The 13,341-nt window shown below is 43.1% G+C and carries 16 protein-coding genes, 1 other RNA gene and 1 pseudogene; 10 read left to right on the forward strand and 8 right to left on the reverse strand.

Annotation, left to right across the window (positions count from 1 at the left end):
- A pseudogene (locus DV434_RS09490) lies at positions 1 to 104 on the forward strand (IS1595 family transposase); the annotation flags it as partial.
- 28 nt (positions 105 to 132) lie between these two features.
- Here the strand turns inward: DV434_RS09490 and DV434_RS09495 are convergent.
- On the reverse strand, positions 133 to 669 hold the full coding sequence (locus DV434_RS09495) for an elongation factor P hydroxylase (RefSeq protein ID WP_118811594.1): 537 nt from the start codon (positions 667 to 669) through the stop codon (positions 133 to 135).
- Between the two features lie 32 nt (positions 670 to 701).
- The gene (gene dinB / locus DV434_RS09500) at positions 702 to 1,769 is read right to left on the reverse strand and encodes a DNA polymerase IV (protein ID WP_118785968.1); all 1,068 of its coding nucleotides are present in this window, start codon (positions 1,767 to 1,769) and stop codon (positions 702 to 704) included.
- Positions 1,770 to 1,942: 173 nt separating this feature from the next.
- Here dinB and ssrA point away from each other — a divergent pair.
- Together ssrA and DV434_RS09510 are read left to right on the forward strand one after the other, a co-directional pair.
- Positions 1,943 to 2,308, forward strand: a transfer-messenger RNA (tmRNA) gene (gene ssrA / locus DV434_RS09505).
- Positions 2,309 to 2,505: 197 nt separating this feature from the next.
- Entirely contained in the window at positions 2,506 to 2,838 is a 333-nt protein-coding gene (locus tag DV434_RS09510; RefSeq protein ID WP_118785969.1) for an integrase arm-type DNA-binding domain-containing protein, read from the forward strand.
- A 215-nt stretch (positions 2,839 to 3,053) separates the two neighbouring features.
- On the opposite strand, the gene DV434_RS09515 is transcribed toward DV434_RS09510, so the two are convergent.
- Entirely contained in the window at positions 3,054 to 3,794 is a 741-nt protein-coding gene (locus DV434_RS09515; RefSeq protein WP_118785970.1) for a helix-turn-helix domain-containing protein, read from the reverse strand.
- A gap of 192 nt (positions 3,795 to 3,986) precedes the next feature.
- On the opposite strand from DV434_RS09515, the gene DV434_RS09520 reads away from it, so the two are divergent.
- Together DV434_RS09520 and DV434_RS09525 are read left to right on the forward strand one after the other, a co-directional pair.
- Entirely contained in the window at positions 3,987 to 4,196 is a 210-nt protein-coding gene (locus DV434_RS09520) for a helix-turn-helix domain-containing protein (RefSeq protein WP_118785971.1), read from the forward strand.
- Between the two features lie 16 nt (positions 4,197 to 4,212).
- Positions 4,213 to 6,183: a transposase domain-containing protein gene (locus tag DV434_RS09525; RefSeq protein ID WP_118785972.1), complete on the forward strand. Its 1,971-nt coding sequence runs from the start codon at positions 4,213 to 4,215 to the stop codon at positions 6,181 to 6,183.
- Between the two features lie 47 nt (positions 6,184 to 6,230).
- Here the strand turns inward: DV434_RS09525 and DV434_RS10730 are convergent, their stop codons facing one another.
- On the reverse strand, positions 6,231 to 6,731 hold the full coding sequence (locus DV434_RS10730; protein WP_153065692.1) for a hypothetical protein: 501 nt from the start codon (positions 6,729 to 6,731) through the stop codon (positions 6,231 to 6,233).
- 33 nt (positions 6,732 to 6,764) lie between these two features.
- Between DV434_RS10730 and DV434_RS09535 the strand changes: the two genes are divergently transcribed.
- From DV434_RS09535 to DV434_RS10840, 4 genes are read left to right on the forward strand one after another with little or no spacing between them, the layout of a single operon-like run.
- Positions 6,765 to 7,682, forward strand: coding sequence for an AAA family ATPase (locus tag DV434_RS09535; RefSeq protein WP_118785974.1), 918 nt, complete (start codon positions 6,765 to 6,767; stop codon positions 7,680 to 7,682).
- The gene (locus DV434_RS09540) at positions 7,682 to 8,008 is read left to right on the forward strand and encodes a hypothetical protein (RefSeq protein ID WP_111327794.1); all 327 of its coding nucleotides are present in this window, start codon (positions 7,682 to 7,684) and stop codon (positions 8,006 to 8,008) included. The genes DV434_RS09535 and DV434_RS09540 overlap by 1 nt, the downstream gene beginning before the upstream one ends.
- A 16-nt stretch (positions 8,009 to 8,024) precedes the next feature.
- Entirely contained in the window at positions 8,025 to 8,537 is a 513-nt protein-coding gene (locus DV434_RS09545; RefSeq protein WP_118785975.1) for a host-nuclease inhibitor Gam family protein, read from the forward strand.
- An 8-nt stretch (positions 8,538 to 8,545) separates the two neighbouring features.
- Entirely contained in the window at positions 8,546 to 8,692 is a 147-nt protein-coding gene (locus DV434_RS10840; RefSeq protein WP_192881521.1) for a hypothetical protein, read from the forward strand.
- Between the two features lie 67 nt (positions 8,693 to 8,759).
- Here DV434_RS10840 and DV434_RS09550 read toward each other — a convergent pair whose 3' ends face one another.
- The 3 genes from DV434_RS09550 to DV434_RS09560 all read right to left on the reverse strand — a co-directional run bounded on the left by DV434_RS09550 (position 8,760) and on the right by DV434_RS09560 (position 11,504).
- Positions 8,760 to 9,686, reverse strand: coding sequence for a major capsid protein (locus DV434_RS09550; protein ID WP_005640653.1), 927 nt, complete (start codon positions 9,684 to 9,686; stop codon positions 8,760 to 8,762).
- Between the two features lie 11 nt (positions 9,687 to 9,697).
- On the reverse strand, positions 9,698 to 10,810 hold the full coding sequence (locus DV434_RS09555; protein WP_118785976.1) for a peptidase: 1,113 nt from the start codon (positions 10,808 to 10,810) through the stop codon (positions 9,698 to 9,700).
- Between the two features lie 235 nt (positions 10,811 to 11,045).
- Positions 11,046 to 11,504 (reverse strand): phage virion morphogenesis protein, encoded by a 459-nt coding sequence (locus DV434_RS09560; protein ID WP_118785977.1) that lies wholly within the window; start codon positions 11,502 to 11,504, stop codon positions 11,046 to 11,048.
- A 65-nt stretch (positions 11,505 to 11,569) separates the two neighbouring features.
- Between DV434_RS09560 and DV434_RS09565 the strand changes: the two genes are divergently transcribed.
- The gene (locus DV434_RS09565) at positions 11,570 to 11,803 is read left to right on the forward strand and encodes a hypothetical protein (protein WP_118785978.1); all 234 of its coding nucleotides are present in this window, start codon (positions 11,570 to 11,572) and stop codon (positions 11,801 to 11,803) included.
- Between the two features lie 261 nt (positions 11,804 to 12,064).
- Here DV434_RS09565 and DV434_RS09570 read toward each other — a convergent pair whose 3' ends face one another.
- Complete coding sequence (locus tag DV434_RS09570; protein ID WP_118785979.1) at positions 12,065 to 13,339, reverse strand: phage minor head protein; 1,275 nt, start codon at positions 13,337 to 13,339, stop codon at positions 12,065 to 12,067.
- Positions 13,340 to 13,341: the final 2 nt, after the last annotated feature.

The following is a 13,341-nucleotide window of genomic DNA, read 5'->3' on the forward strand; positions in this document are numbered from 1 at the left end:
AAGAGCATTTTGAGCTATATTTAAAGGAATGTGAATGGCGTTTTAACAACAGTGAAATAAAATCTCAAATTTCCATTTTAAAACAATTAGTTAAGGGGATTTAGATCTAGTTATCTAGTACAGCCCCTAATTTTAAATGCGTGCCACATCAAATTTACTTAAATCAATACGATCTTCTGTGCCATAAAACATAGCAAGAGCATGGCGTAACGTTTCAGCTCGTTTTGGTAAACCTTTTTCCGCATAGGTTTTCACTTGTTCATACACGGCTTGTTTAAAAGGCTGTGTATCGCCCGGATTGCCATTCAAATTATCCGCACTGGCAAAATAACGGAAACCCGCCGCTATAGCTAAAATCCATTCCAATGCTTGAGGTTTCACTTCCACCTTTTCAAAATCACGCTGGCGTTCTTCAGAGCGTCCATCTGGCTCATACCAATAACCAAAATCTTCTAGTTTACGACGTTCTTTGCCTGCCACTAACCAATGGGCAATTTCGTGCAATGCACTGCTGTAAAACCCTCGCGCAAAATAAATCGCGTTATAAGGCACTTCATCATTTGCGGGTAAATAAATGGGTTCTTCACCGCCTTTGACTAAGCGAGTGTTGTATTCCTCTTCAAAACATTGATTAAAAATCGCGATAATATCTTCTAATTTATGTTCCATGGTATCGACTCCTAAAAAACCGCGAGATTATATCACCAGAGGCTCATTTGTTCTTGTTTATTTTCTTCAGGTAAATTGACATGTAACCCAATCAAACGAATCGATCGCCCTTTTGCTCGCATAAAAATTTGAGGAAGTAATTGCTGAAAACTCTCCAAAGAAAGTGGCAAACCTGTTTTCTCCAAAGTAGTTACTTGAAAATCTTCAAATTTAAGCTTTACGCCGATTTTACGAAATGCAGATAACGGTATATTAGGACTAACACGTTCAAGGCGACGAATTAGCTCTTGATAAAGATTATTTAATAAGGCTAAAGCTTGCTCAACTGAGTGAATGTTCTCAATCAACGTTTGTTCTACGCCAACTGATTTACGTTCACGATGAGCTTGTACTTCACGATCATCAATGCCATGACTAAAATCCCAAATACGTTTACCCGCTTTACCAAATTGATTTAATAAGACGATTTGATCAAAGTTTTGAATGTCAGCACAAGTTTCTAATCCCATATCGAATAATCGTTGTGATGTCACTTTACCCACACCAGGAATTTTATTTAAAGATAAGGTTTTAATAAATTCACTGACTTCGTTCGGCTTAATCACAAATTGCCCATTAGGTTTATTCATATCCGAGGCAATTTTGGCAAGGAATTTTAAAGGCGCCACGCCTGCGGAGGCAGTTAAATTCAACTCATCAAAAATTGCTTGGCGAATTTCTTGCGCAATCCAAGTCGCTGAGCCAGAACATTTTTGACAGTGCGTAACATCTAAATAAGCTTCATCTAAAGAAAGTGGTTCAATAATATCGGTGTAACGCTGGAAGATTTGATGAATTTGTGCTGAAACTTGTTTATACAACGTCATATTCACAGGCACAAGAATGAGATTAGGGCACTTTTTTATGGCTTTAGCCGTTGGCATTGCGCTATGCAAACCAAATTTTCTCGCCTCATAATTACAAGTTGTTAACACACCACGTTGACGAGAAGAACCACCCACAGCAACAGGCTTTCCCTGCAAATTAGGATTTTCACGAATCTCAATTGATGCGTAAAAACAATCCATATCAATGTGAATAATTTTTTTATCTTGTAGCATAAAAAAGTGCGGTTAAATATTTTCTAATATTAATTAAGCAAATAACTGTTTAAATATACATTAAAATTAATAGCCTTGCAATTTAACCTTTTATAAATGCCCTTTAAAGCAGCAATTCAATCAATCTCAACTTTCCCTACTTTTCTTTTTTTGTTAGACTAACACGCAATTTGGGGGCTGATTCTGGATTCGACGGGATTAGCGAAGCCCAAGGTGCACGTCGAGGTGCGGTAGGCCTCGTAAATAAACCGCAAAAAAATAGTCGCAAACGACGAACAATACGCTTTAGCAGCTTAATAACCTGCATTTAGCCTTCGCGCCCCAGCTTCCGCTCGTAAGACGGGGATAACGCGGAGTCAAACCAAAACGAGATCGTGTGGAAGCCGCCGTTTGAGGATCGAAGCACTAAATTGAATCAAACTAGCTTAAGTTTAGCGTGTCTGTCCGCATGCTTAAGTGAAATTAAAGACGAGACTAAACGTGTAGTACTGAAGGTAGAGTAATTTCGGACGGGGGTTCAACTCCCCCCAGCTCCACCAATTATTTGTTTTTTAACGTTTTTTGTGTTTTCTCTGTTCTAACTGTTCAATAAAAACAACCATTTAGGCGTTTTTATTGTTTTTTCTGTTCACCTTAGTTTTTGGTAACTGTTACTTTATTGTTACTCTCTTATTTTTGAGATAAAACCGAGTAACAGTTTGAAGATAAATTTTTATTTTTCAAAGGCTTAAAACTAATGGCTAATCAAAAACTAACGGATACCGTGATCCGCTCTCTTAAACCAGGCCAAACTAAAGGCGATTTTGTCGAAAATCTTTACATTAAAGCCAATCAAGCTAAAGGCTCTTATAGTTGGCTTTATGTTTTTACTGATCCTGTTACAAAAAAACGGATTAAATATACGTTTAAGAAACGATACCCTCTTTTATCACGCGATGAGGCGTTAAAAATTGCATTAACTTATAACGAACGTTTAGCGCAAGGGATTAACCCGATAGAGCACGAAAAAGAGAAAACCCAGCAAGCGGAAATTCAAGCTATAACATTTAAGGAAATGGCGGAAATGTAACCAACCACTTAAAATGAGAAACAAAGAAACAAATAGGGATTGGGCGGAAATTTTCGGGAATAAGTGGGATGGATATAGATAAAACGGGGCTTGGCGGTGTGCCAGCCCCTTTTTTATTGGAAGAAAAACAGAAATAATGAAATGGGAAAAAATTTCCAAAACTCGCCGCTTTAACCGCTAAATTTGGGAAACGTTAAAGCGGGTTTAAATGGTGTTTAAATCATATTTTTGCCGAGGTGGACGAGTTGTCCTATAACTTGAAGATTTTCGGCTTCATCCTTTGAAAGTATGATTGGGGGATATTCTTCTCTATTGTCTGAAATCAGCTCCACGCCGTCCCAACGAATTTTCACGCGTTTCACCCACACGCTTGCTCCGTTTTGCACTAAATAGATTTTATCGCCTTTGATTTCCTTTCTTTTTAAATCCACCAACATCTGATCGCCGTCATCAATGGTTGGGCGCATTGAAATGCCGTCTGCCCAAAATACTGCCGCATAGCGTGGGGTTACGCCCAGTTTGCGCAAGAGCGCGGCAGAATAAGGCGTTTGCTCATCAGGCTTTGTTACGCCCTCATTAAAACTGCCGAAGCCTGCTGAAACGTTGATAGAAGAATAGCTATCAATCATGATGACATCATCATTCACGCTATGAACTAAATTAACGGCTTTTTTCCCGACAATACTAGCAGCAGCAGCGCTCAACACAGCCGCTCCATGAATAAACGACACCCCCCCCTTTTTTTCTATTGCTGTTTCAAAGCCTAGCTGTTTCTGAACATCTTTTGGCAGTGATGAATAGTGATATTCAAATGTCTTTCCTTTTACACCATCTCGTTGGCGTTTTTTCCAGCCTTCTCTTTCTGCCTTCTTAACAATCCCTTTATCAGATGAAGGTAAATTCAAATTTTCATCCATGAGTTCTTTTATAGAGAACCACTCTTTGGAGTTCTTCATAAAAACCCTTGTAAGGAACTCAATTCGTTTCAAGCTGCGAGAATCTAACCTCTTGACATATAAGGAACTGGCAAAAAATTAAATTTTTTGAAAAGAACTATTGAGTTCCTTACAAAATAGTTGTATAGTTCTTTTCAGTTACTCACAAGAATAAGTTTAACGTATTAAGTAAAATCGTAAGGATAGCACATTATGAAAAAGAGTAAAAAAAATATGCATCGAGCATACATCATCGCAGCAATTAGAGAGAAAGGAAGTACATTGTGCCAGCTCTCAATAGACGCAGGTTTAAGCCCGAGAACACTAAGCAATGCGCTAGATCGCAAGTATCCAAAAGGGGAAAAAATCATAGCTGATTTCATCGGTATTCCACCTCAAGAAATATGGCCTGAGCGTTACTAGCTTGTAAGGAATTTTTATGGAAACTTGGTTCTCTATTCAAGAGCTTTTAGGGCTTAAATCTTTGCCTAGTTCCGACCGTGGAATTATGAAAAAGGCAGACAGAGAGAATTGGGAAAAACGCCAACGTGATGGCATTAAGGGAAGAACTTACGAATATGCCTTCACCTCTCTCCCCCAAGAAACCCAAGCTGAGATTTTATTAAAACAAGATGTGAGTTCGGTGGTGGTTGAAAAGCCGAAAACCAAAAAAGAACTCAACTATCTCCCCGAAGTGATTTGGAAACCTTATGAAAAGGCGACTGATAAACAAAGGGAACACGCCAAAGCGAAACTTGCGCCACTGCATAAATTAGACGATTTAGTGAGAAATGGCTTGGAATTGATGACTGCTTTGGATGCTGTCGCGGAAGAATGCGACATTGCGAAAGGATCGCTCAAACGTTGGTATTACCAAGTGCGGTCGTTTGAACGCCCAGATTGGTTACCGTTATTGATTGCTAAACACAATAACAAGAAATCTGGTAAGGAAGCGACATTTACGGAAGAAGCCTGGGAAGCCTTTAAAGCAGATTATTTCCGTAACGAACAACCGCAATTCGGCAGTTGCTACGAGCGTTTAAAACGTGCTGCAAGGGAAAACGGCTGGAACATCCCATCGGCAAGTAGCATAAAACGCAAAATTGAGCGTGAAGTGCCGAAATTGGTGCAAGTGCAATTACGCGAAGGTGATCATGCTGTGATGCAGTATTACCCATCCATGCGCCGCACCGTGGCGGAAATTGAAGCCCTTGAATGGATCAACGGCGACGGCTACCAACACAACGTGTTCGTGCGTTGGCATAACGGAGAGATTGTCCGCCCTAAAACCTGGATTTGGCAAGACATTCGCACCCGCAAAATCTTAGCTTACCGTGTGGATTTGAGCGAAAACAGCGACACCATTCGCTTGAGCTTAATGGATTTGATTTGGAAATACGGCATCCCGAAAAAATGCACCATTGATAACACCCGCGCGGCGGCAAATAAATGGATGACTGGGGGCGTGAAGAACCGCTATCGCTTTAAAGTAAAAGAAGATGATGTGACTGGGATTATCCCGATGCTTGGCATCGAATTGTTGTGGACATCGGTGCAATTTGGCAAAGGTCACGGGCAAGCAAAACCAATCGAACGTGCGTTTTCACACGGTGGTTTAGGCGAATTAGTCGATAAACACCCAAGTCTTGCAGGCTTTTACGCAGGCGAGAACGTTTATAACAAGCCCGATAACTACAACAGCGGGAAAGACGGCGTAGATTACGACACATTTATTTTAGCCATAGAAGATGGCATCCGCACTTTCAATGAACGCGAAGGCAGACAAACGGAAATTTGCCAAGGCATTTACAGTTTTAGCCAAGTATTTGAACGCGATTACGCCAAGGCGCAAATTCGCAAGGCAAGCGCAGAACAAATGCGGTTTTTAATGTTGATGAGCGAAGCCGTTACATTGAGAAAAGACGGCACATTTGAGTTAGATGCTGGTGGTAAGGTCAATAATCGCAAAAACCGCTATTTAGCGAGCGAGCTGATTGCCACCGCACACCGCAAGGTGGTGGTGAAATTCGACCCGCAAGACTTGCACAACAAAGTGTGGGTTTACGGTTTGGATGGCGTGTTCTTAGCCGAAGCGAAATGTACTGAAGCGGTGGCATTTGGTGATAAAGCGAAAGGTCGTGAGCACGATAAAGCACGCAAACAAATGGTGAAAGCGGTGAAAGCGGTAGCGAAAGCCACACTCACGATGAATGCACAAGAAGCAGCGCGTTATCAGCCTCAATTCGAGGAAGAAGCACCGCTAGAACCGAAAATCATCGAGCTATTCCGACAAGAAGGTAACGCAGTGCGCAAACACGAAGCGGTATTAGATGACGATGAAGATACCAACGATTTTGAACAAGGCTGGCAAAAAGGATTGACCATGCTTAAGAAAGAAAAAGGGCTTTAAAACAAGTTTAAAGCCGATTTATAGGAGATGAAAAATGAAAACTAATCTTAATCATCAGGATACCACATTTCTTCACCAGCTTCGTTCAGAAACGGTGAAGAATCGCCAAATTGCGAAAGCCACACGGGTGAAAATGTATAAAAGAGATCTAAATCAGACAGAAAGTTCAGCGACGTTTCAACAGTTTTCCGAGCTGATGAAGTCCGAACGGTTTTTAACTCTAACAGCCTGTTTTGAATCATTAGTGCAATCGTTGCCATCCGCCAATGGGCATAAGTCGATTCAAGACGAAAACGTTCAGAAGACGTCTTTTCTTGCTGCTTGCGCGCTTTGGTGGGAAGACCAATTAATGAAAGCAGATAAGGGCGAAGGTGTTCCTCTTCAAATTCAATATATTTTTCAAGGCTTGGATAGTGCTTTAACGAGACAAAGAGCGCATCAAAATCCTTGGAATCCCAATCGGAAAAAATAACCTGAGCGGCATATTCGGCGCAGTAGTCTAGCTCTTTGTATTCAACATCCATAGGCAATCGACAAAGATTAAACATAGATACTCCTAGCAAACAAACAGGGCAATTATTATGACACTAATTAACCAAATCAAACAACTCTTAGACAACCAAATCTACACCCAGCGCGAGATTGCTGCGCAATCAGGCGTGAATCCTGGGGCATTAAGTGCGTATTTAAAAGGCACTTATGCTGGCAATGTAGAAAAGGTTGAATACGCATTAAACAACTGGCTCGCCACCCGTGAGAAGAAAGAAAAAGTGTTTGTGGAAGCACCGCACTTTATTGAGATTCCGACCGCCAAGAAAGTTTTTTCAGCCTTAGATATGGCCAAAATTTTACCAACCATGGTGACCGTTTACGGCGCAAGCGGTGTGGGCAAAACCAAAGCATGCCAAGAATACAAAAAAGTGAACCAAAACGTGTGGATGATTACCGCAAGCCCAGCGCGCGCCACATTAAGCAGTATTTTGTATGAGTTGGCTCTTGAGTTAGGCATCAACGATGCACCACGCCGTAAAGACCGCTTATCACGCCTAATTACTAAAAAGCTCAAAGGCACACAGGGTTTGGTCATCATTGATGAAAGCGACCACCTTCCTTATGACGCGTTAGAAGAGATCCGAATTATCCAAGAAGAAGCCGAAGTAGGCTTTGCACTAATTGGTAACGATAAAGTTTACACCCGCATCCAAGGCGGCGTAAACCAGGCGCATGAATACGCGCGTCTTTGGTCACGAATTGGTAACAACTGCGGCGTTAAAGCTAGCACAAAAGGCGATATTAAAGCCATCGGGCAAGCCTGGGGGCTTGATATAGCCGACAAGGATTTAATGACCGTCCTTTATGACATCGGCGGCAAGGCGGGCGGCTTACGCGCTTTAACGCAATATTTACGCCTTGCCGGTATGACGGCGAAAGGACAAGGCACGGTGATCACACTAGACCTCATTTTAACCGCCCAAGCACAAATGAAAGGAGCGAATTAATGACAAGCATTACAAAAAACAACACCTTGCGCGAGCAAACTAAACCACATCCAGTGTTTGGTGGTTGCAACAAAATCGCCCTAGGTTACTTATCACAAACGCAAAAATGCGTGTTTGAGTTAAACAAAATGGGGTTGCATGTATTAAGCATTGAGTTTGACAAAATCAAACCACGCGTGCGCATTGAACCGAACGCATTAACGAAGAAATTTGAAAAAACAGGCCAGGCGCTTGCGTATATCCAAGGCAACGACGGCGTGCATTTTGCCGAATATCAAATGATGGTCGAAGGCATCAAGGTAATTTGGCGCAGTTATTTACACTAAAAACCAGGAGGGAAAAATGGCAAAAAAAACAACCCGAATTAAAACCGACACCTTTGCAGTGCGTTATCAAACACGCGATGAGGTGGAAGTGGCAATTAAAGAGATCGGCGATTTAAACCGCGAATTAGAACGCCTAGCGATTGAACAAAACGACCGCTTGGCCGCCATCACCGAAGAATACGCACCAAAGATGAACGCAATCAAAGAAAAGCTCGCGCCAAAACAAGATGCGGTGCAAGCCTGGTGTGAAAGCCGCCGCGATGAATTGACATTAAACGGCAAAACCAAAACCGGTGCATTTAATACAGGCGAAGTGCAATGGCGACAACGCCCACCGTCAGTCGGTATTCGCGGCACAGAGAGCGTGATTGAAAGTTTGCACACGTTAGGCTTGGTTCGCTTTATCCGCACCAAAGAAGAAGTGAACAAAGAGGCCATGTTAAATGAGCCTGAATTAGCGGCAACGGTAGCGGGCGTCACGATTAAAACAGGCGTGGAAGACTTTGTGATTACGCCGTTTGAGCAATAGGTGGCGTGATGAAAGATACAACAGAGCTTGAACGGGCTTATCGCTTCTATCAACAATCCAAACAAGATAAAGATGCGATTGCGTGCGGTTGTTTGAATGATGCTTATGAATGGATTTTTGACGAATTGAAAAAGCTGTTTGATACGCAGAATTAAAACCTATTTAAACGCTCTTTAAATCTCCCCTAACCCCTCTTTACTCAAGAGGGGAGATTTTTTGGGGTTATAGGCAACCTTTAATCAAATAACCAGCCGATGCACCGAGTAAGTGCGGTTTGTGAATATCCGTGGTGCGAATGACTTCAAGTTTGCCACCGTTTTCTTTGTAAGTGTCCACAAATAAGCCACCTTGACGACGGACGGTGTAGCCATAAGACGGCTCATACACTGTGCCTTTGCGTTCGGTTGAACGTGGCGCAACATAGGCAAGCACAATGGCGTCAGACCAGATGTCTTTAAGTTGATTGCTTTCTTCATACACCGCTTCGCCGATTTTTACGGTATCAATGCCAATCAACTTGCCGAATACTTCAGGCGTTACAATTGCCACTTGTGAATACTTGAGTTTTTCAATGACAGCTGGGTGTTCTTTTAATGCTGCCCACACATCGCCTGCAATCACGCATACATTCGGTTTGCGACCAATCGCACGCTTCACGGCACGAATGCCCGTGTCGAACATCGCAAAGATGTCTGCTTGTTTGCTAGTGATTTTCGATGTACCGCTTAACGTGACTTTGTTGCCACTGTCATATTTGCTTTCATCTAATGCCAGCGTTGCCACTTCTTTTTCACGACCGAGTGCAATCACATCTTGGGTGGTGTTGAGTGCGAACTGACGGAGCGAGAAAATCGCTTCGTTTTCTTCGCGGTAGTCGATGGCGTATTCCACATCGTGCTCTTCCAACGCCACGTCGATTGCCGTGATGTCTTCAGGGTCTAAACGATTGGATGTACCGCGTAAGTTACGCACCGTACTTGGTAAGCGGAATGCAAGGCGACCAAATTTCGGAATTTTGCCCGCTTCTTTGTCGATTTCGACGGTCGGCATTAACACTTCGCCGATGAGTTCTAAATTGTGATAGCCCTGTGCCAATTTGGTTAAAACAGGATCTTGCACACGGAGTGCTGCGAGATTGTGAGCAGTCATAAATTTCCCTTCTATTGATAAATTGCGTTAAAAGCGGCGGTGTAGCTCACGCCGTGTTCTTTGGCATACGCCATAATTTTTTGGTCAGCTTCGATGCTGGCTGGGTTTGTGCCTTCGGCATATTCCACCGTACCATCTTGCGGTGCTGCCGCTTTGTCTTTGGTGGCGACTTCACCAAAGTTCACCACTTGTGGCTGAGCACCCAAAAAGGCTTTGAGTTTGCTGTGTAGGTTTTCGCCTTCGCTAAATTCAACTACACCACCTTGCATTGTGGTGGAAGCATAGTTCAATAAATCTACCGCTTGCTGTTTAGCAATCGGGGCAAGTTTGCCCGCTTTCACTAAACCTTCAGCAAAGTCGGCATTTTCGGCTTTGGCTTGGTTGAGCGCGGTTTCAGCTTTTTCGGCTTTCAATTTTTCGTTTTCTGCCTTGAGCTGTTCAATTTCTTCAGGTGTCATTTCAAGTTCTCCTTCGGTTGATTGAGCTGGGTCTGAAGTTGGGTTATTCGGTTCATTAAAATTCGGCACAGGAAAACCGGCTTCATCTTGTTGATACCGTTTCAAATCATTGCGGATAGATTCTTCTACCACGCTATTGACTAAATAATCAGGCAATGCTTTGTCGGCTTCATCTTGTCCGTGTTTGCCAATCAGCCATTCACGCAAACGTCGCCACAAACCTGCTTCCGCCCAGTCGGAAAAATCCACTACGCCTTGTTCGTTTTCGGCAAATTCAGGGTTACGCAAGCCTTTTACGGCGGGTGGCATTGCCCCTAAGAAACCGACGTGGCGTAAGTACAAACTGCCTGGGCAAGGATTGTTTGGGCTATCGGCAAGATAGAACGAAGACGACACTTTCTTAAATCGTCCTTTTTCCACCATTTCGGCAAATTCAGGATCCACTTGGTCGAACTCGGCTTTGAGTACATCACCGTCCAACTCAAGGCGTTTTACCCAGCCATAGGCAGGTGCATTGTGTTTTGGGTGTCCAACTACCGCGGGGGATTCGTGAAAGTTTACGTCGTAGGCATTGACGGCTTGTTGCAAATCATCGATGGTAATTTCCACTTCTACGCCATTTGCATCTAGTCGTTTGCCGGCTTTGAAAATTTCAATAAAGGTCATTTCGTTCTCCTTGTTTGCACACATCATAGAAAAAACGACCGCTTGTAGCTTTTAAACTGGTTTAAGGATTGAAAAAGAGAATTTGAAATGGGAAGAAGGAGAAAAGGCGTGTTTTTGCGTGTTTACGGGTGTTTATAAACACGCCCAAGGGATTTCGAGCAATCATTTATCGAATCCAATTTAAAACGCCAAAGAGGGCGTTTTATGCGTTATTTTTGAATTTTAGACAAAGTGACTAACTTTGGTCGATTTGGCGTTGCAAAAGAGCGGTCGCTTTTCGCAAGAGTTTTTGCTCGTCTTGTTCGCTTACGCCTAACCACGGACGTTTAGGAATGGTGACTTTACCCCCACGCCCCGCCTTACCGCCGAATTGGTGCAAACGGGCATATTTAGCATCTGAACCAAACTCGACATTTTGGTCGTTATAGTTATAGGCAGTTTTCTCCGACAAATAACCGTCTTGACGCAGGATTTTGGTGGACTTGCCTTTCTTTTGTTTGCAAGCCAAGGTTTTTGGCGAAAGCGACTGCCAGTTATTGCCTTCAGGATCAACTTCCTGCTTAAACCGTTCTGCATGGATTTTCTTCAAGGTTTCGCCCAGCACGCCATAGAGCTTGCGAGGGTGTTGCAGTTGTTGGGCAATACTGTGGAGTTTTGCGGCTGCTTGGATGTCGTTGAGGGTGATTTTGATCATGGCGTTATTCCTCTCTAAAATGCAAGCGTGGTAATGTTGCCACGCTTCATTATAAGGAAACGAATATGGATAAAGAAAAAATTGATTCGATGCTTGAGCGTGTAAAAGAATCAGGCTATCGTTCATCGTTAATGCTTGCTCTGGCTGAATGGGCAGAAGAAAAACTGCGTCAGCAGGAGGTGCTTGATGTTAATTCATTGCAAGCGTGGGCTACTGCACCGAATCGCAAGAAGGCATTTTCATTTGCAGTTGAGCGATTTTTAGCAGAGCTCAATACCTCAAGTAATACCGACAGATAAAAATAATCGCTATCATCAAGCTCTGAGCGATGCAAAGCAAGCGTGCGTTCAAACATAACTTGCATTGTTTCACTTGGGGCTTGCTTTTCTCTTTCTTGAAGGGTTAAAGCGGCTTCGCTCATTTGAATAAGTAATTGCATATTTTCTCCTATTGATTAAAAAATAAGTTGGGCGTATAGTAAAACCATTGCAGTAGGGGTTACCAACTGGAAAGGGTCCAGGGTCGAAAGACGGCTGATTATCCTGTTCGAATCAGGCAAACTACTGCAATGAACCCCATAACACTTCAAATGCTCCTAATTGAGTAAAATCTTCAACCGCACTTGCTGTTCTCACTACATTTAATTTTTGAGCGAGTTTCTTGCCACTTAATTCATCTTTGATTTTGACTTCATAATCCATTTTGATAGCAACCTTACCTTTCTCAGTTTCATAGATAAATAGCAGCACATCGCCCGCATTCTTGTTGCGTTGCTGTTCTTTTGCTTGTAACAAAATCGCCTTTGGATTTCTCAACTTCTCTGGCAATTGCTCCCAAAACTCAATCGGCAGGTTAATACCTTTGGCTTGTTTGGTATCACGCAAGGCGTGCAATACATCTTCATCACGCACGGCAATCACGGCAGATTGCGGAGCTTTTTCAAGTGCGGTCAATTTATCAATCACTTTGGCTGGGATTATGCCCACGTTTTTCATTTGTCCACGTGCCATTTTTTCGGTGGCAACGGTATCTACCATCGACTTCATCGCGCCGTTTAACATCATCACGGCACGCGGATTTTGTAACACGTTTTCAATCAGTAGGCTGGCAAGTTTTGGCTCGGCATTGACGAACTTATTGAACAACAGCTGATCCACGTCCGTATTTCGCCCTGCAGTCAAGCGTTCAAAATTATGCGGTTGAAATCCTACATCATAGCCTTTCGGTACACGTACCATTCGTGGATTGCCGGAACGTGTGCCTACTAGTTTTTCTTCCCATTTGATTTCAGGCGATGGACTGACGGTTTTACCCATCTCTTTCAAATCATCCTCATCGTGGGCGGTCACGGTGCAGTGGCAGCCATAGGCTTTAATGGGGTAGTAATAACGCCAAAATGGATCGCTTGCCGGCAAAATCGTGCCGTCCAAATCAATATGCTCTTGGCGTGGATGGGCGTTGTCGTGGTGATGATATTCCCAATAAGGCATCACATCGGCAAGGTCTAAATGCTGCTGCAACCGTCCGCGATTGTAAGCAGCATAAACGTTGGTGTCGTAAATAATACGGGTTCGCCAATTTCTGCCACCGTTGTAATCCCAGCCTTTGCGAGCGACAACCTCATCAAAACGCTTGCGGAAGCCTTCCAGTGTTTCGCCGTTGTTGATGGCTTCATCTACCGCTTCACGAAAGGCAAGTAGCACCTCATTGCGGTTGGCTCCTGCCACCATAAAGAAGTAGTCGTGTTCATCGCCTAATACGTCAAGGTAGCTGTTGGTCGGTAGATTGAGCTTTTTCTCAAAGTATTTGACTTGATTTTCAAAGGTGAATTTCATTG

The organism is Haemophilus haemolyticus, from assembly GCF_003493685.1.
GTDB lineage: Bacteria > Pseudomonadota > Gammaproteobacteria > Enterobacterales > Pasteurellaceae > Haemophilus > Haemophilus haemolyticus_O.